Here is a 21300-nt window from a genome sequence, read left to right as displayed (position 1 = left end):
AAGGGCGGTCCGGGGCATGGCGCCCCGGACCGCTGGTTCTGAAGGGTTACTGGTTGCGGATTGGGATCGGCAGCTCGTCGATACCCAGCTCGCGCACCAGTTCCGGGACTGCCCATTCAACGCCGTCTTCGACCTTGATCTTGAAGTGATACATGGGCTGCAGAGCCTGGTGATCTTCGGCGCGGAACATCATGGTGCCCTTGGGGGTTTCCCATTCCATGCCTTCCATCGCGGTGATCAGCTCTTCGGTGTCGGTCGAACCGGCCTTCTTGATGGCCTCGACTGCGGCGATACCAGCGGTCATGCCACCTGCGGTGAAGAAATCCGGCGGCGCGCCAAAGCGGGCTTCGTGCTCTTTCACCAGCCAGTCGTTCACCGGGTTCTGCGGGATTTCATAGTAGTAGTAGGTGGCGCCTTCCATGCCGGGGAATTCCTTGTAGGCCTTCATCGCCGCCAGGATGTTGCCGCCCGTTGCCATTTCAATGCCGAACCGGCTGGGGTCCATGGCGTTGATCTTGCTCATCGGGTTGCCGCCACCGGCCCAGATCACGAACAGCTTCTTCTTGCCGTCCAGATCCTTCATCGCGTTGAAGATCCGCTCGGCGGCTGCAGTGAAGTCGGTGGTGTCGGTGGGCACGTATTCTTCGTGCGCAACGTCGCTGCCGACGCTTTCCAGCGCTTCCTTGAAGGCGGCGATGCCATCGCGGCCAAAGGCATAGTCCTGCGCCAGCGTGGCGATATGGGTGTCTTCACCGGCCAGTGCGATGGCGTTGGAGACCGCGTCCTGCGACGAGTTGCGCCCGGTGCGGAAGATATAGCGGTTCCAGTTTGCGCCAGTGATGCTGTCGGCCACGGCGGGTTCCACGATCAGCAGCTTTTCGTATTCCTCGGCAACCGGCAGCATGGCCAATGCCACGCCCGAGCTGACCGGACCGATGGCCAGATCGACCTCGTCATCGCCATAGGCCTCTTCCAGGAGGGCCTTGCCGTTTTCCGGCTTCAGCTGGGTGTCCTTTTCGATCACGACGATCTTTTCGCCGTTGATCTCCATGGTGCCGCCGGTGGCGTATTCCAGCCCCAGCATCAGCCCGTCATGGGACTGTTTGGCGTAGGCCTCATAAGGGCCGGTTTTGCCGTAGATATGGGCGATCTTGATGTCTGCTGCTGCGGCCGAAGCCAAGGCAAGCGCCGACACCATACCCGCAAGAATAGCGCGTTTCATAGTTGTCCTCCCTGATGTCGCGCCGGTCTCTTTCGGGGTGTTCCCTTGGTCCTGGCGCGCTCTCGCTCCTGTGATTGCAGGCTACTGGCGGAAGGTAAAACCGGTCAATTGCAGGGAAATACGTAGCAGGCCCGCAGCGGGGAAACCACTGCGGGCCTGCGAATGAAGAACCTCTGCGCCAATGGGGCTGACAGGGAGGCAATTGAGGCTTAGCGCGCCTTCCAGTCGGCGGCCAGCTTGCGGGCGTTCTGGGCCAGGATCAACACATCCAGACCCACTGCAAGGAACTGCGCGCCCATGTCGAAATAGGCCTGTGTCGCCTCTTCGGTGACGCCAAGGATGCCGGGCGCCTTGCCTGCAGCACGGATATGTTCCAGCGCGCCTGCGATCACCGCGCGCACCTCGGGGTGGGCGGCGTTGCCCTGATGACCCATGTCGGTCGACAAATCTGCCGGACCGATAAAGACACCGTCGATGCCCTCGACCTGCAGGATGTCATCCAGCGCGGCGATCCCGGCGCGGTTTTCCACCTGCACCAGCAGGCAGATCTCCTGATCAGCGGTCTGGATGTATTCGCTGACCGATCCGAACCGGCTGGCCCGCGCGCCCGCAGCGCCGACACCACGGGTGCCATGGGGCGGGTACTTGCAAGCGCGCACCAATTCCTCGGCCTGTTCGGCGCTTTCGACGATGGGCACCAGAACGGTTTGTGCGCCTGCATCCAACACCTGCTTGATAATCCAAGTCTCGCCAATCGGGACGCGCACCACCGGGTGGCTGTCGGAGGCTTCCAGCGCCATCAGCTGATCCCGGATCGAGCGGATGTCGTTGGGCGCGTGTTCGCCATCCACCACCAGCCAGTCAAAGCCGCAGGTGCCCATGATCTCGGCCACGGAGGGTTCGGCAAAGCTCATCCAGCAGCCGATCTGGCGTTTGCCCTCGGTGAGGGCCTGTTTGAAGCTGTTCTTGGGTGCGGGCATGGAAAACCTCTTTGGACAAATTGGGGCGGTCAGGTAGGGGCGGTCAGGCGAATGAAATGGCGACTTGGCCAAAGGGGCCAAAATCGGCGGTGATCTCGCTGCCCGGAGGGCATTCGATGGGCCGGATGAACGACCCCGAGAGGACGATATCCCCGGCTTCGATCTGTTGTCCATATTCCGCCATGCGGCGCGCCAGCCACAGGACCGCGGTGACGGGATCGTTCAGCACCCCGGCACCCAGACCGGTTTCCTCGACGGTACCGTCGCGGGCGACGATGGCACCGACCCAGCGCAGATCATACGCGTCGATGGTGTGGCGCTGGTTGCCCAGCACGACACCCGCATTGGCGGCATTGTCGCTGATGGTGTCGGTGATGATGCGGGCCTGCCCGGTGGCGGGATCGGCGCGCAGGATGCGGGTGTCGAGGATCTCAAGCGAGGGCGTCACATAGTCGGTGGCGGCAATCACGTCATCGCGGGTGCAGTCGGCACCTGCAAGGGGTGCATTCATGACAAAGGCGATCTCGGCCTCGGCGCGGGGCTGGATGAAGCGCCCGGCGGGCACGGTGCTGCCTGTCTCAAAGGCCATGTCATCCAGCAGCACGCCGCTGTCGGGGGTGGTGATGTTCAGCGCTTGCTGCATGGCGCGGCTGGTCAGGCCGATCTTCCAGCCGATCTTCTTGCGCCCCTGCGCCAGTTTCTGCGCCACCAGCGCCTCTTGCACGGCGTATGCATCTTCCAGCGTCATGCCGGGATAGGCGAGGGACAGTAGCCCGCATTGCTGGCCGGTTTCTTCGGCTGTCAGCAGGCGCGCGGCGGCTTCTGCGTGCTGGTCGGGGGTCATGCTTCGTCCTCTACCGTGTTGGTGAGCGTGCCGATGCCTTCGGCCTCGACCTTGATCTCGTCACCGGGTTTCAGGAAGCGGGGCGGATCGAACCGCGCGCCGGCCCCGGTGGGGGTACCGGTCACGATGACATCGCCGGGCACCAGCGTGGTGAAGGTCGAGATATATTCGATCTGGCGGCGGATCGGGAACAGCATCCGGCTGGTACGGTCGTCCTGGCGCAGCTCTCCATTCACGTGGGTTGTGAGACGCACATCATCCAGTTGCGCCGCCGAGGTGAACGGCACCAGCCACGGCCCCATGGCGCCGGAATTGTCCCAGTTCTTGCCTTGCGTCACGTTGAATTTCGCATGGCGCACCCAGTCGCGCAGGGTGCCCTCGTTGCAAAGGGTCAAGGCGGCGATGTGGTCATAGGCATCCTCGGCCTTGATGCGGCGGCCCCCCTTGCCGATGACAATCGCGATCTCGCCCTCGTAATCCAGCTGCGGCGTTTCCGGCGGACGGATCAGTGGCTGGCCTTGCCCGCTGAATGAGCGCGGGAAGCGGATGAACAGCGACATGTTGGGCGGCGCTTCCTGGCCGTCCTTGTATTCGGCATTGCGGTCAGGGAAGTTCACCCCGACGCAAATGATTTTCTCCGGGTTGGGCACGGGGATCTGGTAGGTGAATGTGCCATTCGGGTGGGTCACCGGGTGACCTTTGGCAGCCACGGCCAGATCGTGCAGCCCATCGGCGGCGATCACATCACGCAGGGTCGGCCAATGGGGGAAGCCGGGCGACAAGGCGGCCATACCCTCGTCCGTGACGGCGCCGTAATAAGTCTCGCCATTGGCGCTATAGGTGGCAAATCGCATCAATCGGCTCCTTCTGTCAGGCTGGCGGCGATTTCGGTGATGACATCATGGGCCATCATCACGTCGCTTTCCGTGGTTTCGAACTGACCCGCCTGGAAGCGGATCACCAGATCGCCATCGACGCGGGTCTGCGTCAGGTAAATTCGCCCGTCATCGTTGATCGCATTGACCAGCGCCAGGTTCAGCGCATCCAGATCCGTGGCGCCTTCGGGCGCATAGCGGAAGGTCCAGAGCGACCACATGGGCGGGGTCACGATCTCGAAATCCGGCGTCGCGGCGAGCTTGTCATGCAGCTGGACCGACCAGTTCACGTGGTTGCGCAGGCGATTGCGTAGCCCCTCAAGGCCATAGGTGCGAATGAGGAACCAGATCTTCAGCGCCCGGAAGCGGCGGCCCAGCGGCACCGACCATTCGGAATAGTTGATGATGCCGTCCTTGCCGTGAGTCTTCAGATACTCGGGGCTGATTGCCAGCGTCTGCACCAGATCGTCGGGATTCTTGAGGAAATGGGCCGAGCAGTCGAACTGTGCGCCGAGCCATTTGTGCGGGTTGAAGACGATGCTGTCGGCGCGTTCGATCCCCGGCCAGTAGTGGCGGTACTCGGGGCAGATCATCGCCGACCCGGCCCAGGCCGCGTCCACATGGGTGTAAAGGCCGTATTTCTCGGCCACATCCATTACCTTGTCCACGGGATCGGTGGCGCCGGTGCCGGTGCCGCCGACGCAAAGGATCACCCCTGCGGGCTGCAATCCTGCGGCGATGTCAGCCTCGATTGCCGCCTCCAGCGCTTCGGGATCCATACCGCGCCAATCACCCTTGATGGGGATGCGCACCAGGTTCTGCTGGCCGATGCCCGCGACCCAGATCGCGCGGTCGATCGAGGTATGCACCTCGGAGGAACAATAGACGCGTAGCGGTTTCTGGTTGAACAGGCCCTCTTCGTTGCCTTTCCAGTTCAGCGCCTTTTCCCGCATGGTTAGCACCGCCGCCAGGGTGGCCGAAGAGGCGCTGTCCTGAATGACGCCTTGATACGGCTCTGGCAGGTCCAGCGCCTGACGCAGCCAATCCATCATCCGGGTTTCCATCTCGGTCGCCGCCGGAGAGGTCTGCCAGAGCATGCATTGCGGAGCGATGGCCGAGACCAGGAATTCCGCCAGTACCGATGGCGCCGCGGCATTCGAGGTGAAATAGGCAAAGAAGCGCGGGTGTTGCCAATGGGTGATGCCGGGCATCACGATCTCTTCGAAGTCGGCAAAGATTTTTTCCATGCCGATCCCAGCCTCGGGCGGGCGGCTGGGCAGAGCGTTCAGCACTTCGCCCGGCTCGGTGCGGGCGCGCACGGGTTTCTCGCCCACGGTCAGGTGATAGTCCTGTGCCCAGTCGGCGACCTTGCGGCCCCAGTCTGAGAATTCATCCCATTTCATAAGTTAAGCTCCAATGTACGGGCCTTGGCCTGGACAGCGTCTGACCTTGGGAAGGCGCTTCTCGCCTCCTCAAGGTTCAGTCGCTGTCCTGATGTTGTTCTACGGTGCAATGATCGGCTGCGCGGTCAGGGCGCTGGGCTGTGGCTCTACCCCTTCAAAACTTGACCCTTCCTCGAACCAGCTGCGCGGCGCTGGCGCCCCCCAAAGGGTCTGGCGCTGCGGATCCGTAAGCGACCATTTGATCGGTTCAAGGTCGGGATCGCAAGTCTGGTAATCCGAGCAATAGATCTCGATCCGGTGCCCGTCCGGGTCGCGCACATAGAGGAAAAACGCATTGGAGATCCCGTGCCGTCCGGGGCCGCGCTCGATATTGTCCACGTAACCGGTGGTCGCCATCAGGTCGAGTAGGTCGATGATGGCCAGTGGGTTCGGCACCCAAAAGGCGGTGTGATGCAGGCGCGGGCCAAGACCATTGGTAAAGGCCACGTCATGCACGCCGCCCTTGCGGTGCATCCAGGCGGCCCAGACTTTGCCGCTGTCGTCATCCTCGGTGTATTCGGTGACGCGGAATCCGATCTCGTTATAGAAGGCGACGCTGGCGTCGACATCGGCCGAGAACATGTTGAAATGGTCGATGCGGAGCGGTTTTACCCCGTTATAGAGCCTGTATTTCTGGTGGATCGGCTCCAGCCGGTCCATCTTGACGTAGAACTCCAGCGGAATGCCCCAGGGATCGCGGGTGCGCAATGTGCGGCCCATATGCGGGCGCTCCACCCATTCCACAGGCAGCCCCTTGGCGGCAAAGAAATCCGCAGCCTTGTCGAGATCGGGCTCGTCGAACAGCTTGAACCCCAGAACCGCCACCGACGGCGCGTCCGCCTGCACCAGAACGATGCAGTGATGACCGCGTTCCTCCATCGCGCGCAGATAGATGCGGGCGTCATCCTCATGCGTCACCTGAAGGCCCAGCGTGTCCACGTAAAAGGCGCGGCTGGCGGCCAGATCCGTCACCGCATATTCCACATGACTGAGGCGGACGATGTTGAAGGGCGGGTATAGAACGGGGGCGGGAACGGGCATCTGTGCCTCCTTGTTGATCCGGGGTTCAGACCGGGAAAATCACGTTTGTCTGGCCGGTGCCGGAGCTGGGGAAATAGGGCGTCACCACCTCGCATTTGCCATCATAGGCATCCCATCCCAGCGCGCCATAGAGCATCGCCGTGTCATGCATCGAGCCTTCGCCGCAGCAGAATTGCGCATATTCGCTGAGCATTTTCAGGAAGGTCGCGTGATCGCCATTCTTCCACATCTCCAGCACATGCAGGTCCATCTGGCGGTTGAACTCCGAACTGATGGTGAAGGTGCCATTGTTGGCGGCGTAGTCCTTATTGGCCCAGATCTTGTGGGACAAAGACCCGGAGGCAACCAGCAACACCTTGCTGTTTGAGGCTTCAACGGCGGCGCGGATGGCTTCGCCGACGATACGGCTTTCGTCGTGGCCATGTACCGTGGCCCAGGCCGCGACAGAGACGACCTTCATGTCGTGCTCCCGGCTCATGAAGCGCATCGGCACCAGGGTTCCGTATTCCAATTCCAGACTGTCCAGATGATGCGCCAGCGTATAGGCGCCCCGGTCCGAGGCTTCTTTCGCGATGGCATCACCCAGCTCGGGGTTGCCGTCATAGCCGTAAGGCAGATCCTGGATGAACTGCGGGAACTCGTTCGAGGTAAAAAGCCCCTCGAAGCGTTTGTTGGCGTTGATGTGAAAGCCCGCGTTGATCACCCAATGGGTGTCGCAGATCACCACGGTATCAGCGCCAAGCGCCTTGGCCCGGCGGGCGATTTCACGGTGCCCGTCGATGGCGGGCTGGCGGGTGCCTTTGATGGGGCCCTCCTGCTCGGACATGAGCATGGTGGGCACGTGGGTCATCTTGGCGGCAAGAACGATCTCTCCCATGGGTCTCCTCCCGAAAGGTTGCGCGCGTTTCCGAAAGGGTGATCAGGCGCCCAGACGCGCGATCTTGTGCTGGCCGGTGGCGAAACCGATATGTTTCTGTTCCATGTAGAACTCAAAGCTCCAGTCGCCGCCGTCGCGACCGATGCCCGATGCCTTGACCCCGCCAAAGGGGGTGGGCAGGTGGCGGACGTTTTCGCTGTTTACCCAGATCATCCCTGCTTCCAGCCGGTCGGTAAAGCGCAGCGCGCGGGTGAGATCGTTGGTCCAGACATAGCCGGTCAGCCCGTAGGGCGTGTCATTGGCGATCTCTAGCGCCTCTTCCTCGGTCGCAAAGGGGATCAAGGTCAGCACCGGGCCAAAGATCTCTTCGCGTGCGATACGCATCTGGTTGTTGGCGCCGGTGAACAGGGTGGGGCGCACGAAATAACCTTCGTCGCCTACGGTCTCACCCCCTGCAGCAACTGTGGCGCCATCTTCGCGGGCGATGCCGAAATAGGAGGTTACCTTGTCGAAATGCTCCTTGCTGATCAGCGGACCGATTTCGGTGGTGGGGTCGAGCGGATGGCCCACCTTGATGCGATTGACGCGCTCCACCAGCTTGGCCTCGAATTCGGCGCGGATGCTGTCCTGCACCAGAAGGCGCGAGGAAGAGGTGCAGCGTTCGCCGTTGATCGAATAGATCATGAAGATCACCGCATCCAGAGCGCGGTCCAGATCGGCGTCGTCAAAGACGATAACCGGGTTCTTGCCGCCCAGTTCCAGATGCACCCGCTTCAGCGTATCGGCACCCTGCTTGGTGATGAGGCTCCCGGTGCGGCTTTCGCCAACAAAGGCGATGGCCTTGATGTCGGGATGTTCGGTCAGGCGTTTTCCTGCGTCTTCGCCATAGCCGTTGACGGTGTTGAGGACACCCGGCGGCAGGCCTGCCTCCTCGGCGATCTCGACCAGCAGGCGCGCGGTGAGCGGCGAATCCTCGGCCGGTTTGTGGACCACGGTGCAGCCCGCCGCCAAGGCAGGCGCGATCTTCCATGTGGACAGCATGAAGGGCGTGTTCCACGGCGTGATCACCCCGACCGGGCCGATGGGCACGCGGGTGGTGATATTCATCAGGGTGGGCGATTTCAGGTGCTGGCCATCGCGGGCCTGCACCACCTGATCGGCGAAATAGCGGAAATTCTCAGCCCCGCGCAGGGCGGCCTTGGACATGAACCGCAGGGCCTGGCCGGTGTCCCAGCATTCACAGAGGGCAATTTCCTCTGCGCGGGCCTCGATCGCATCGGCAATGCGCAAGAGGATCTTGCGCCGCTCGGTGGCGGGCATGTCGCGCCAGGCCGGAAAGGCTGCCTTGGCTGCGGCAGCGGCTTGGTTAACGTCGGCCTCAGAGCCGCGCGCCACATCGCAGATCACGCTCTTGTCCACCGGGGAGGTCGACTGGAACACACCGCCGGATCCGGTCACGTCCTGCCCGGCGATGCGGTTCTGGATGCCGGTGTCCTTGAACCGCGCCAGATAGCCGCTGAGTTTCTCGATATTGCTGGCCAGATCGCTCATCACTGCTCTGCCTTCTTCATATGGTCGCGGATGGTACCGCATTTGGGGGAAAGATCGGGGTCGATGTCGCGCATCTCGAACGACAGCGCGAGAGAGTGGGCCTGCATGGCGGGTTCCAGATAGTGCCGCGCGGCCTCAAAAATCTCCGTCGTGGCGCGTTTACGGGTGTCCAGATCGCGGCCGCCGCGCAGGCGGACTGCAATGTCCACATACCCGTGCTGCGGATCGCCATCGGCAATCGAGACATGGGTCGCGGCAAAGGCGCGCACCCGGATCCCGGCCAGGGGCAGCACGCCGGTGTCCGCCGCCGCAAGGCGCAGCCGGTTGCACAGACCGGCAATATCCGCATAGCCTGCGACATTCGGGGAATAGTCCACCGTGATATGGGGCATTGATCCGTGCTCCTCCCTAGATCATTAACATGTGTAACAAAATCCGCGCCTGTGGTCAACTGTGCGGGATATCGTCCATTCCAATTGCGTTTTGCCTGATTTTGAGGTGATAAACGCACATGACAAAAGCACTGCCATCCACCGACCGTTCGCTGCCGATTGCCTTGTTGCGGGCGCGTGAGCGGGTCATGGGCCCGATTCGAGCGCTCCTGAGCGACGTGAACCTCACTGAACAGCAGTGGCGGGTGCTGCGCGTGGTGCAGGAAAGCGGGCCTACAGACCCGACCCAGATTTCGGAAGAGGCCTGCCTGCTGCTGCCTAGCCTGACCCGCATTCTGCAAAAGCTTGAGGAAAAACAGCTGATCAGCCGCAGCCGCGACGAGAGCGACCGGCGCCGTCAGGTGATCACGATCACCGCAGCAGGAGAGCAGATCATCGATGACAATATCGGTGCCAGCATGGAACTGGCCGCCCGGACCCGGAACAAGATGGGTGAGGAGCGTTATGAGGCACTGCTCGACCTGCTGAACGATCTGGACAAGATCGACCTCTAGGGCGTCGTTAGGCCTTTGGGCCGAGGCTTAATCGGGCAGGCGCAGGAAGACCTGGACATCGGCGACATTGGTGCCGGTGCCGCCGGTCATCAGCAATGCATCTGCGGATTTGAGCGCGGCGTAGCTGTCGTTATTGGCCAGAAGCGCCTCGGGGTCCTGCCCGGCGTCCCGGATGGCCTGCCAGGTGCCATGGCCGACAAGTCCGCCGGCTGCATCGGTCGGTCCGTCACGCCCATCGGTGCCGCCCGAGAGGAACAGCCAGTTGCCAGTGAGCTGCGCGGCGCCCAGCTGCGCCACCCGCAGCGCGAGTTCTTGGTTGCGCCCGCCCAGGCCGTCACCGGCCAGCCGCACTGTGGTTTCCCCGCCAAAGATCAGCGCGACGGGCAGGTCAGTTGCGGCGTTGCGCGCGGCCGCGATCACGGTTTCGGCGGCTTCCGCCACGTCTCCGGTGAGGTGATCGCTGACGATCTCTGCCTGCCACCCCTCTGCCGCCTGTTTCATGGCAGCTAGGCTATGCCGGTTCGATCCGATCAGGATATTCTCAGCCTCTGGCAGGTTGGCAGGCGTTTCGGGAGCAGACAGATGCGCCTGTACCGCTGCAGGGCAATCCGTCCAGATGCCCGCCCGTTCCAGCACCGCGCGAGCGTCGCTCCGGGTGCCGATGGGGGACACCGTCGGACCGGATGCAATGGCGCGCAGATCATCGCCGATCACATCAGACAGCAGATAGGCCGTGACCGGGGCGGGTGCCGCATGGCGCAATAGCCCGCCGCCCTTCAGGTCTGACAGCTGCTGGCGGACCAGGTTCATCTCGTTGATCTCAAGCCCCGAGGCGAGCAGCAGACGCCCGACCTCTGCCTTGTCCGCGAGGGTCAGACCCGGTGCAGGCGCCACCATCAGGGCGGAACCGCCGCCCGACATGAGGGCAATCACCCGATCCAGTGGGGTGGTGCCTGCAAGAAAGTCGATCACCGCGCGACCCGCTGCGGCGCTGGCCTCATCCGGGACGGGATGGCTGCCCGCCAGCACGCGCGCCCCGGGCAGATCGCAGATGTTTTCCGGGTTGGTCACCACAAGCGCCGCCCGGGGCTGCGGAATATGCTCCAGCGCCTCGTGCATCATCGGGATAGCGGCCTTGCCCACGGCGAGGATCAGGGTGCGCCCGCCCTCGGGGCAGGGCGGCAGCGGATGCACGGTAATCTGATGGCGTAGGGCGAGCGCTGGATCGGCGCGTTCCACGGCGGCAGAGAACAGTTTCAGGGCGGTGTCACGGAGGTCGGTCATGGGCATCATCCCTGTCAGATCGCGGCATCCGGGCGGCGCCGGGATGTTATCGCTAAATTCGCAAAATCTTCTGCCCGATAGAGGCGTGCAGCGTCAACCGCCGGGGCGCTGGCGCCTATGCGCGCGCGGCCCGTCGGTGGTGATCTCGTGCAGCGACAACGTGTGGTCGGCGTTCTTCATCCGGTGGCGCAGCATGGTGCGGGTCAGCCGCGCCAGATCCGCCTGCAGGGCGGGATCCCCGGCGACATTTTCCATTTCCCCTGCGCCATGGTGATCAAACAGGATCGGCGGCAGGTCGGCCGCAAACTCGACCAGGGTGAACCGCTCATCGCGCAGGATCGCGAGAGAGGCCTCCGATGGCCGGATGCCAAAGGCGCCTGCGCCGGTGGTGGCGGGGACTGCGAAGTCCAGCTCGGAATAGGAATAGCGGCGCCAGTCCGCAGGTGCCTCACCCCGCAGCAGCGGCAACAGGGAGGTGCCGTCCATCGCATTTGGGATCTCCTGTCCGACCCAGTCCAGAATGGTGGGCGTCAGGTCGATCGACTCGGTGATCTCCTGCACCCCGCTCCCAGCGCGCGCGCCATTGCCCGGCAGGCGCACGATCAGGGGCGTCTGATAGGCTGCGTCATAGACCGAGAACTTGCCCCAACTGTGCCGGTCTCCCAGCATCTCGCCATGGTCGGCGCTTATGATGACAAGGGTGTTGTCCTCCTGGCCGCTGTCCTTCAGGAACTGCAGGACCCGTCCGATATGGGCGTCCACCTCGCTTGCCAGCCCCAGGTAGATCGCGCGCAGTGTCTGTACCACGTCGTCATCGGCGCCCAGATCGGGAAAGCCCAGCACGGTGGAGGCGGGCGTCACCGCATCGATGGCAGGGCCGAAAAACGGATGCAAGGCGCGCTCGGCCTCTGCATCGGCCAGCCGGTTGGGCAGGGGCAGCGCGGCGGGATCGTACATATCGTTATAGGGCGCAGGCGCCACCAGCGGCGGGTGCGGACGGATATAGGTCAGATGCGCGAACCAGCTTTGATCGCCATAGGCGGGCATGGTGGCCAGAAACCGGTCGGTCAGAAAGGCGGTGTCGCTGTCCTCGGCCCGGTAGGGGGCCGGATCGTTGAGGTGGGGCGCGCCGCCAGTGGGCGAGACGGGTTTGTAGAGATCCCAGTAGTCCTCGAAGGTGTAGCCCTTGTTCATCAGGTGGGAACGCCACGGGTAGGACATTTCGAGCCGCATCTCCAGCATCTCGTGGAAATCGGCCATGTGGTATTCATAGGTCTGTACCGCCGGGTCTTTCGGGTGATGCACCCGAGGATCGCGGGAGGTGTCGGTATAGCCGAACAGCATCGGCAGATAGCCTGCCTTTCGCATTTCTCCGGCCAGCGTAGGCGCATCGTGGCGCAGCGGCGTGCCATTGCGGACCGAGCGGTGGTTCATCGCGTATTGCCCGGTCAGGATCGAGGCGCGCGAAGGGCCGCAGGGGTTCACCACCGTGTAATTGCGCTCGAAGGTGACGGCGCTTTCCATGAAGGCGCGCAGGTTCGGCAGTTCCACATGCTCGGCCAGGGCGCCGGTCAGGCAATCGGCCCGCAGCTGGTCGATGAGGATGAACAGAACATTCTTCCGGGGTTGATCCGGTTGGGCCATGGCGCGTCTCTTTTCAGGCTGTCTTTTGCCAGATAATCCCGCCCTTCGGGGTTTGGAAAGTCTTTTCTGCACCACACAATCATGTGATTATTGACCGGTATTTGTGGAATTGTGTGGATTTAACTTGTGGTTTTGGCCGTTTTGAGGTCTAAAACGCGCTCCATCTTGGGTATTGAGGCCGACCAGCATGCCGACTGCTCCGACTTTATCACGCCGCGAAGCCGAACTGATGGACGCCCTGCGCCATCTGGGCGGATCGGGGCGTAACGCTGAACTGGCGCGGGTGCTGGATGTGTCGGAAGAAACCGTGCGTCGCACGATCAAGACGCTGGCCAAGGCGGGGTTGATCGGACGGGTGCATGGCGGTGCGCATCTGACAGGCGCGCAGGCAGGCGCCAGTTTTTTTCGCCGCATCGGTGAAAACCCGGAGGAAAAGCTCCGCATCGCCGAGGCCGCGGCTGCGGAGATCGGTGATGGCATGACGGTGTTTCTGGATGTCGGATCCACCACTGCCTTTGTGGCGGAGGCGTTGCGGCAGAAGGTGGGGCTGACCGTGGTGACCAATTCCATCGGCGTGGCGCAGGTCCTGTCGAACCACAATGGCAACCGGGTGCATGTTCTGGGCGGCGAAATGCAGGGCGATGAACGGGGCACCTTCGGACCGGTGACAGAGCAGCAGGCCGGTCGGTTCGCGTTTGATGTGGCGGTTCTGTCGGCGGATGCGCTATCGGCAAAACACGGAGTTCTGTACCAGAACGCCCCCGAGGCACGGCTGGTTCAGGTGGCCGCAGAGGGTGCTGAGCGGGTGATCGTGGTGCTGGCGCATCCCAAATTCGGCAAGACGGCCCCCCATCGCGGCCCTGCGCCGGAGGAACTGGACCTTCTCGTGACCGACCTGCCGCCGGGGAAGAAATTGACAAAGGCGCTGGCGGACTGGGGGATCAGCGCCGTCATCGCTGAGCAGGCAGATAATGAAAAAGAAGACTGAGGTACGAAGACAGACATGGCGATACTGACCTTTCTGATCAGCCTGGCCGGGGCGACGATGCTGCTGTTGTTTGCCGTGCGCATGGTGCGCACCGGCATCGAGCGCAGCTATGGCGCCTCTTTCCAGCGGCTGCTGACCGGCGCCGACAGTCAGGTGCAGGCCGGGCTGTCCGGGATCGGTTTGGCGCTGGTGCTGCAAAGCTCGGCTGCGGTGGCGCTATTGGTGACGGGATTTGCCGCCAGTGGTTATCTCGCCTTTCCGGCGGGTCTGGCCATCGTGTTGGGCGGCGATCTCGGTTCGGCGCTGATCATTCAGATCCTGTCGTTCCGGCTGGATTGGCTGGTGCCGGTTTTACTGGCCATCGGTGGCTACCTGTTCGTGAAGACTGAAGCCAAGAAACCCCGCCAGTTGGGGCGGATCCTGCTGGGGGTTGCCTTTATCTTGATCTCTCTGCGTTTCCTGCGCGAGGCGATGGATCCGATCCGCGACAGCGCCTTTCTGCCTGCCATTGCGGGCTATCTGGCGCGCGATTACATCACCGCCTTCCTTGTGGGCGGGGCGCTGGCATTCGTGATGCATTCCTCGGTCGCGGCCATCCTGATGTGTGTCACGCTGGTACAGATCGGAGCGCTGCCCTTTGCCGCCGGTCTGTCGCTGGTGCTGGGGGCGAACTTCGGCTCGGCCTTCATTCCGATCTGGCTGAGCCGGGGCATGGCGATCAAGGCCCGGCGGATCCCCTTTGCCAATCTCGGGCTGCGTGGCAGCTGGGCGGTGATCTGTCTTGTGGCGGCGAACGAAGCCCTGCGCGAGGGGCTGTTGGGCGATCTGCAAGGCGGGCAGACGCTGGTTTATGCGCATCTCGCCTTCAACGCATCGCTTCTGTGCGTGGCCCTGCCGCTGTGCCGTCCCATGCAGGGGCTGATGATCCGGCTGCTACCTGAACCAGCCGCCCCCGAGGATGTGGTGCCGGGCCGTCCGGTCAGCGCGCTGGTGCCGGGCGATTATGCCTCCCCGGCGCAGGCGGTGGCCGATCTCAAGCGCGAGTTGCTGCGCATGTCCGGCCTGATCGAAGCGATGTTCCGCCCGCTGCCCGAACTGTACCGCAGTGGTGATGCCGCGCAGATCAAGGCGGTTCAGGCGCTTGATCATGAGGTCAACGCCTGCCTGTCTGGGATCCGTTCCTATGTGGCGGGCATCCCCGAGGACAGCTTTGACAGGGCCGAGCTGAAAACTGCACGGGAGATGGTCGAATACGCGATCCGTCTGGAAACAGCCGGGGATGTTGCTGCCGCGCGGCTGGCAGCGCTGGCAGGGGATCTGAACCGTAAGGGCCTACGGTTCTCCAGCGACGGTTGGAGCGAAATCACCCGCATGCACGAAGCCATCATGGCCAATCTGCGGCTGGCTTCGAACGTGCTGATCTCGGACGATCTGGAAAGCGCGCGACTGCTCAACCTGGAAAAGACCGAGGTCAAGCGGATGGAGCGCGACAGCCGCAAACGGCACCTGAAGCGCCTGCAACGCGGAGTGGCTGATAGTTTTGAATCCTCGGACATCCATCTGGAGACGCTGCGGGCGCTGCGGGAGTTCAACAGTCATATCGCGGCGGTGTCCTATCCGGTGCTCTATCGCAACGGGCAGCTGCTGGAGACGCGTCTGATCGAGGACATGACACCGGAACCGGCAGGCTGACAGTGATCGCCGCCGAAAATGCCCTGAACTCTCCTGTCATGAAAGGTGCCCTGCGGCCGTGACCCTATTCGTCGTATCGATCATCCTGTCTGCCGCCATGCTGCACGCGGTCTGGAACGCAATTGTAAAAACCGCCGCCGACCGCACCACAATGCTCGGGCTGGTGGCGCTGGGCCATGTGATCCCCGGCGCGGCGATGGTGGTGCTCCTGCCCTTGCCCGCGCCGGAAAGCATGCCCTACGTGCTGGCCTCCACGCTGATACATTTTGGCTATTTCTACATGCTTGGGCGGGCCTATGCCCATGGCGATCTGAGCGTCGTCTATCCCATCGCCCGGGGCATTGTTCCGGCGCTGGTGGCGCTTTGGGCGATGATTTTTGCTGGGGAGGTGCTGCCGCTGCAGGCCTGGGGCGGTATTGCGCTGATCGCCCTGGGCATCCAGCTCAGCAGCTGGCAGGCGCTGCGCTCGGGTGTCGAAAGCGGCGTGGGGAGGGCGGCGCTTGGCTATGCCGTTGGTACCGGGTTTTGTATTTCGGCCTATTCGCTGACCGATGGTCTGGGGGTGCGCCTGTCTGGCAATACGCTCAGCTACTGGGCCTGGGGCGCCTTTCTGCATCTCTTCGTTGCCGGTTTCATCGGGCTGCGCAAGCGGAACACTCTGGCAGCCCTGCGCCCGCGCACCTGGATCATCGGGATCGGCGGCGGTCTGGTGTCGATGACAGCCTATGGTCTGGTTCTTTATGCCAAGAATTTCGCCCCCCTCGGGGCGGTCTCGGCGCTGCGTGAAACCTCGGTCATCTTTGCCGCGCTGATCGGATTCGTTTTCCTGAAAGAGGGCAACTGGATCCGCCGTCTGGGAGCGGCTGTTCTGATGGCGGGGGGCGTTGCACTGATCGGAACGTCTTTGTGATGGGCATCAAGCCGCGCCGACTGCTCAATCTTCGGGCATGGGCGTTGACGCAACGCCGGGCGGCGCGCAAAGTGTTAGCGGCCACATTTCCAATGCGGCGCATTAAGATCAAGATAAACAGGGGCTTTTGGGCGAATCTGGACCCATTTGGGCGTCGCGCTGCGACATTCTGGCCTTATCAATTTTTGAAACTGTCACTGTCGACTGAGACAGGCCAACCGCAAGCTTTTGTTACTTGAGACAACGAAAATAAAAACACGACCAATAATCCAATAGGGAGTATCCAAACAATGACTGCAAAACACACCGTCACCCGGCGTTCCGTGCTGAAGACAGCAGGCGCAGCCGCGCTGGCCGCACCGCTTTATTCCAAGAGCGCGCTGGCCTCTTCGGGTGAAGTCAACATTCTGATGTGGTCGGATTATCTGCCGCCTTCCTTCCTCGAAGCCTTTGAGGCGGAAACCGGTATCAAGGTGAATTACACCGGTATCGGCTCGAACGAGGAAATCATCAACAAGATGAAGGCGACCAAGGGGCAGGGCTTTGACATCGTATCGCCCACCAACAACCGCTCGCTGCAGTGGGGCCCGCTGGAGTTGCTGCAACCTTTTGACATGAGCAAGGTGAACATCGACGCGGTGAACCCGGCGATGGCCAAGATCGGTACCGACGCCTGGAACTTTGGCGGCAAGGGCTCGCACTGGCTGCCGCATATCTGGGGCACCGAAGGTATCGCTTACCGTACCGACAAATGGCTGCCTGCGGGCGATGCGCCCTCCTATGGCGATGTCTGGAGCGAAGAGAACGCCGGCAAGACCATGGGCCGCGCGCATTCGATGATGCTGGGCGCCGGTCTGTACATGGAAGCTTCGGGTGAGATGGAGCCGGGTTCTGTCTGGGCCGCCTACGAAGACGAAGAGACCATGCGCAAGGTCTGGGGCCAGATCACCGACTGGTGTGTGGCGCGAAAGGACCGGATCAAGCTGATCTGGAACGATGCCGATACCCAGAAGAACGGTCTGCTGAACGAAGGCGTCGTGGTTGGTCAGACCTGGGACGGCCCGCCGCTGGCGCTGAAATCCGCGGGCGAACCGGTGCATTACCAGGCGCCGGTCGAAGGTGCGATGGCATGGGTCGATGGCATGTCGATGCCGGTTGGCGCGCAGAACATCGAACAGATCTATGCCTTCATCGAGTTCGCCTACCGCAAGGAGCCCGCGGGCGTGGCCATCGACAGCCATGGTTACAACTCGCCGGTTCTGGGCGCAGATGCCTACTCGGGCGACACCTACAAGAAGAACTTCGCCGAAGCCTATCCCGGCGACAGCCTGGCCAATCTCAACCCCTGGCCGGCCGAGGCGCCCTGGTACGCCGACGTGCGCACCGAGTTCGTCAACAAGTTCAAGAGCGCCTGATCCGCGCCTGATAAAACTGGCCTCCCGGTGCATCCGGGGGGCCAGCCGCGCGCCAGATGGCGCAAGACGCAATGACAATTGAACGGGTGCATCCTGCGCCGACCGGTGGTCTGCCACCGGACCGGAGGGGTGCAATCTGAGGAGAGGCCATATGAGTGCTGGGGTCGGTGTAGATCTTGAGAACCTCTGGATCCGATTTGGGGATTTCGTCGCGGTGCGCGACGCGAATGTGAACATCAACGGGGGCGATTTCTTCTCCTTCCTCGGGCCGTCGGGATGCGGCAAAACCACCATTCTGCGGGCGGTCTCGGGCTTCTTGGAGCCCAGTGATGGCCGGGTGCTGATCGGTGGCAAGGACATGAAGGGGATCGGCCCCAACAAACGCCCCACCGCGCTGATCTTTCAGAATCTGGCGCTGTTTCCGCTGATGAAGGTCTGGGAAAACATCACCTTCTCCATGGAGATCAAGGGCGCCTCCGCCCGCGAGCGTCGCAAGCGCGCGGATGAGCTTTTGGACATGATCGCGCTGCCGGGGCAGGGGGATAAGCTGCCCTCGGAACTGTCCGGCGGCCAGCGCCAGCGGGTTGCCATTGCCCGCGCCCTGTGCGCCGAGCCGGACGTTCTGTTGCTCGATGAGCCGCTGTCGGCGCTGGACCTGAAACTGCGCCAGCACATGCGCACCGAGCTGCGCGAGATCCAGAAGCGGGTCGGCATCACCTTCATCTATATCACCCACGATCAGGGCGAGGCCCTGACCATGTCCGACAATATCGCGGTGATGCGCGCTGGCGTCATCGACCAGATCGGCGATGGGAAATCGGTTTACAACGACCCCGCCACTGCCTTTGCCGCCTCCTTTGTCGGGGAAAACAACGTCTTTCGCGGCAAGGTGAAACAGGTCTCGGGCGAGACGGCCCTGATCAGCACCAACCGCTCCGGTGATCTGCTGGCCCGCATCTCCACCGCCAATCACGGCAAGATGCAGCCGGGTGACGATGCCATGCTGTTCATCCGCCCCGAAGCCTTTGCCCTCGCGCCTGCGGGCGCCTCTGGTGATCACTTTGTCACCGCCACCGTCACCAACGAGGAATTTGAAGGCAACGTCTTCAACATCTTCATGGAAGGCGACGGCGGCAAGGAGTTGAAGGTCTCCCTGCCCAACCTTGGCCAGTCCTTTGACAGCCACAAGGGCGAGGCAATGACCCTGCAATATGATGTCCAGAACGCCGTGGCTTTGCCTGCTGGCGAACTGGCCACGGAATAGGAGGCGATCGTGATGCCTCGTTTTCTGAGGGAATTCTTCAACCGCAACGGCGTCGGCATGGGGTCTTTGATGCTGGGTCTGGTCCTGTTCTGGACCGTGGGCCTCATCATCCTGCCGCAGCTGTCGATGCTCGACTTCTCGTTCCGGCCCAACCTGCCACCGCCGGAAATCGGCGGACCTAAGGATGTCTATACTGTCGAGAACTACAAATACCTGATCTACGGCCCCGAGGGCGGCAGTCAGGACTATAACGCAGTCGATCTGCGGGTGTTCTACCGGACCCTGATCGCAGCCGTATTCGTGACCCTGTTCAACCTGATCCTGTGCTATCCGATTGCCTATTATCTGGCGCAGACCAAGGGCAATCACATCCGCATCTTTGCGCTGATGCTGATCATTCCCTACTGGATCAATGAGATCCTGCGCGCCTTTGCTCTGCGCATCATCTTTGGCGAAACCGGGGTACTGAACAACGCATTGGTGGGGCTGGGGATTTTCGACACACCCTTTGATTTCATTCGCAACGATATCGCGCTCTATGCCGGGCTTGGCTATGCCTACATCCTGTTGATGATCTTTCCGATCTACAACGTGATCGAAAGCCTTGACCGCAACCAGATCGAGGCGGCGCGGGACATGGGGGCCAGCTGGCCGATGATCCATCGCCGCGTGGTCATCCCCTATGCCAAACCGGGCATTTCCTCCGGCTGTACCATGGTCTTCATGCTGTCGGCCGGGGCGCTTGCGGCACCGCAAATCCTGGGTGGCCCATCGTCGCTCTGGTTCACGCAGCTGATTTATCAGCAGTTCAATGACAACAGCGACTGGCCACAGGGCGCGGCCTATGCGGTGGTGCTGCTGGTGACCTGTATCCTGCTGGTGTTGGCGATCATGCGCCTGTTCAAGGTCAACATGGGGGATATCGGCAAATGAAGTCCTTCTCCTTGATGCGCGCCAGCCTCTGGATCTATCTGGCGATCTTCTTTGCCTATCTGCTGGGCCCCTTGGTGATCATGTCGGTCACCGCCTTCAACAGCCCCGAATTCCCGCGGGCCACGCCCTGGGAGTGCCTGACCTTCGAGTGGTTCTCGGCCCTGTTTCAGGACGAGCGTATCCTCAACGGGATCAAGAACTCGATCCTGGTGGGGGCGGGCACGGTGGTACTGTCGGTTGCGATGGGGCTTGCCGGGGCACTGATGCTGACCCAGATCTGGCCCAAGCTGCGCGCCACATACTACACCATTATCATCGCGCCGATCCTGATCCCCGGCGTTGTCATCGGTATTTCGACGCTGGTGTTCTGGGACCGGATCAACCGTATGGTGGGTCTTGGCGCCGACAGCTTCCTGTCGAACGGGCTGTTCCTGACGGTGATCGGTCAGTCCACCTTTATCGCCAGCTATTGCATGCTGGTGCTGGTGGCACGGCTGCAACGCTATGACACGGCCTTGACCGAGGCGGCGCTGGACCTTGGCGCCACCCATGCGCAGGCCTTCCGCAAGGTGCTGCTCCCGTTCATGAAACCGGCGATTGCCTCGGCTGCGGTTCTGGCCTTTCTCGCCAGTTTCGAGAACTACAACACCACCACCTTCACCTTTGGCGAATATCCGACGCTGACCATCGAACTGGCCCAGAAGGTGCGCTATGGCATTACGCCTGCGATCTCGGCCCTGGCCTTTATCATCGTGGTGCTGACCGTCTTTGCCGCGCTGTTCAACGAGGCGAACATCCGCCGCAAGGAACTGGTGGCCACGGCCCGCAAGGACGCTACGGTGGAAGAGCTGGAAAGCGGCAAGTTCCGCGTTCCGGGTTTTCTCAGCTCGAACTGGGCGGCGGTGGTGCTGGTGGTTCTGGCCTGCGCTACGGTTGTCGTTGTCGGCACCGCCACGGTCTACAGCCCCGCGCAATGTATTGCCGATGTGCAGGAGCAAAAGCGCATCGAGACCGAACTGCGCATTCAGGAGTTGCGTCAGCGCCGTGCCGAGGAAGCCGCCCGCAAGGCGGCAGAAGAGGCCGAAACCGCGCCGGAGCCTCAGACAGCGCCCTCTGGTAACAACTCCGGCTTTGGCGGGGTGTTCAGCCCCAACACCCTGACCGGGGATGGCGAGACTGAGGAGGAAGAAAGCAAGGCGCCCGAGGCGGAGGACAGCAACAACTCCGGGTTTGGCAATGTCTTTGCCCCCAGCACGCTGAGCGGCGAGGGCAGTGGCGACTGACCTTGGTCCGAAGCGAAAATGAAAAGGCGGCTCTGCGGGGCCGCCTTTTTCTATTGTTGTGCGTAAGTCAGGCATGCCTTGCGGGTGTTGGCAGACATTTGATGGCAGG

Annotated in this window: 19 protein-coding genes; 8 read left to right on the top strand and 11 right to left on the bottom strand. The window is 62.3% G+C overall.

All coding sequences use genetic code 11. The features are described 5' to 3' along the window. Positions 1–46: 46 nt before the first annotated feature. The 9 genes from AC5SSZ_RS15015 to AC5SSZ_RS14975 form a co-directional block, all read right to left on the bottom strand. Positions 47–1222 carry a substrate-binding domain-containing protein gene (locus AC5SSZ_RS15015; protein ID WP_274830357.1) on the bottom strand — a complete coding sequence of 392 codons (1176 nt, stop codon included), beginning with the start codon at positions 1220–1222 and terminating at the stop codon, positions 47–49. 209 nt (positions 1223–1431) lie between these two features. After that, positions 1432–2202, bottom strand: a complete 771-nt coding sequence (locus tag AC5SSZ_RS15010) for an HpcH/HpaI aldolase family protein (protein ID WP_369001746.1) — start codon at positions 2200–2202, stop codon at positions 1432–1434. 43 nt (positions 2203–2245) lie between these two features. Next, on the bottom strand, positions 2246–3046 hold the full coding sequence (gene hpaH, locus AC5SSZ_RS15005) for a 2-oxo-hept-4-ene-1,7-dioate hydratase (RefSeq protein WP_495438586.1): 801 nt from the start codon (positions 3044–3046) through the stop codon (positions 2246–2248). Beyond that, positions 3043–3900 (bottom strand): fumarylacetoacetate hydrolase family protein, encoded by an 858-nt coding sequence (locus AC5SSZ_RS15000; protein WP_495438584.1) that lies wholly within the window; start codon positions 3898–3900, stop codon positions 3043–3045. Before AC5SSZ_RS15000 ends, hpaH begins: the two co-directional genes overlap by 4 nt. After that, entirely contained in the window at positions 3900–5324 is a 1425-nt protein-coding gene (locus AC5SSZ_RS14995) for a pyridoxal phosphate-dependent decarboxylase family protein (RefSeq protein ID WP_495438582.1), read from the bottom strand. The genes AC5SSZ_RS15000 and AC5SSZ_RS14995 overlap by 1 nt, the downstream gene beginning before the upstream one ends. Before the next feature lie 99 nt (positions 5325–5423). Beyond that, on the bottom strand, positions 5424–6404 hold the full coding sequence (hpaD, locus tag AC5SSZ_RS14990) for a 3,4-dihydroxyphenylacetate 2,3-dioxygenase (RefSeq protein WP_368948431.1): 981 nt from the start codon (positions 6402–6404) through the stop codon (positions 5424–5426). Between the two features lie 25 nt (positions 6405–6429). Further along, positions 6430–7281, bottom strand: coding sequence for a 3,4-dihydroxyphenylacetate 2,3-dioxygenase (gene hpaD / locus AC5SSZ_RS14985; RefSeq protein WP_274868400.1), 852 nt, complete (start codon positions 7279–7281; stop codon positions 6430–6432). Positions 7282–7323: 42 nt separating this feature from the next. After that, a complete protein-coding gene (gene hpaE / locus AC5SSZ_RS14980; RefSeq protein WP_495438579.1) occupies positions 7324–8832 on the bottom strand; it encodes a 5-carboxymethyl-2-hydroxymuconate semialdehyde dehydrogenase in 1509 nt (502 codons plus the stop codon). Further along, on the bottom strand, positions 8832–9224 hold the full coding sequence (locus tag AC5SSZ_RS14975) for a 5-carboxymethyl-2-hydroxymuconate isomerase (protein WP_274833300.1): 393 nt from the start codon (positions 9222–9224) through the stop codon (positions 8832–8834). The genes hpaE and AC5SSZ_RS14975 overlap by 1 nt, the downstream gene beginning before the upstream one ends. Positions 9225–9343: 119 nt before the next feature. Between AC5SSZ_RS14975 and hpaR the strand changes: the two genes are divergently transcribed. Further along, the gene (hpaR, locus tag AC5SSZ_RS14970) at positions 9344–9778 is read left to right on the top strand and encodes a homoprotocatechuate degradation operon regulator HpaR (RefSeq protein WP_065271606.1); all 435 of its coding nucleotides are present in this window, start codon (positions 9344–9346) and stop codon (positions 9776–9778) included. 27 nt (positions 9779–9805) lie between these two features. On the opposite strand, the gene AC5SSZ_RS14965 is transcribed toward hpaR, so the two are convergent. Together AC5SSZ_RS14965 and AC5SSZ_RS14960 are read right to left on the bottom strand one after the other, a co-directional pair. Continuing rightward, positions 9806–11062, bottom strand: a complete 1257-nt coding sequence (locus tag AC5SSZ_RS14965; RefSeq protein ID WP_495438577.1) for a glycerate kinase type-2 family protein — start codon at positions 11060–11062, stop codon at positions 9806–9808. Positions 11063–11155: 93 nt separating this feature from the next. After that, a complete protein-coding gene (locus tag AC5SSZ_RS14960) occupies positions 11156–12706 on the bottom strand; it encodes a sulfatase-like hydrolase/transferase (protein ID WP_495438575.1) in 1551 nt (516 codons plus the stop codon). 187 nt (positions 12707–12893) lie between these two features. Here AC5SSZ_RS14960 and AC5SSZ_RS14955 point away from each other — a divergent pair, with 187 nt between their 5' ends. From AC5SSZ_RS14955 to AC5SSZ_RS14925, 7 genes are all read left to right on the top strand, one after another. Further along, positions 12894–13694 carry a DeoR/GlpR family DNA-binding transcription regulator gene (locus AC5SSZ_RS14955; protein WP_368998140.1) on the top strand — a complete coding sequence of 267 codons (801 nt, stop codon included), beginning with the start codon at positions 12894–12896 and terminating at the stop codon, positions 13692–13694. A 15-nt stretch (positions 13695–13709) separates the two neighbouring features. Continuing rightward, the gene (locus AC5SSZ_RS14950) at positions 13710–15386 is read left to right on the top strand and encodes a Na/Pi cotransporter family protein (RefSeq protein ID WP_274868408.1); all 1677 of its coding nucleotides are present in this window, start codon (positions 13710–13712) and stop codon (positions 15384–15386) included. A 58-nt stretch (positions 15387–15444) separates the two neighbouring features. Beyond that, a complete protein-coding gene (locus AC5SSZ_RS14945; protein WP_065271602.1) occupies positions 15445–16296 on the top strand; it encodes an EamA family transporter in 852 nt (283 codons plus the stop codon). Between the two features lie 290 nt (positions 16297–16586). Continuing rightward, on the top strand, positions 16587–17711 hold the full coding sequence (locus tag AC5SSZ_RS14940) for an extracellular solute-binding protein (protein WP_065271601.1): 1125 nt from the start codon (positions 16587–16589) through the stop codon (positions 17709–17711). A gap of 151 nt (positions 17712–17862) precedes the next feature. Beyond that, positions 17863–18975 (top strand): ABC transporter ATP-binding protein, encoded by a 1113-nt coding sequence (locus AC5SSZ_RS14935; RefSeq protein WP_065271600.1) that lies wholly within the window; start codon positions 17863–17865, stop codon positions 18973–18975. Positions 18976–18987: 12 nt separating this feature from the next. After that, positions 18988–19908: an ABC transporter permease gene (locus AC5SSZ_RS14930; RefSeq protein WP_065271599.1), complete on the top strand. Its 921-nt coding sequence runs from the start codon at positions 18988–18990 to the stop codon at positions 19906–19908. Then, the gene (locus tag AC5SSZ_RS14925; protein WP_495438570.1) at positions 19905–21191 is read left to right on the top strand and encodes an ABC transporter permease; all 1287 of its coding nucleotides are present in this window, start codon (positions 19905–19907) and stop codon (positions 21189–21191) included. Before AC5SSZ_RS14930 ends, AC5SSZ_RS14925 begins: the two co-directional genes overlap by 4 nt. Positions 21192–21300: the final 109 nt, after the last annotated feature.

The sequence above is a fragment of the Phaeobacter sp. CC-HEC084 genome (assembly GCF_059429255.1).
The sequence above is the reverse complement of the archived record's forward strand: the minus strand, read 5'-3'. Positions and strand labels throughout refer to the sequence as shown.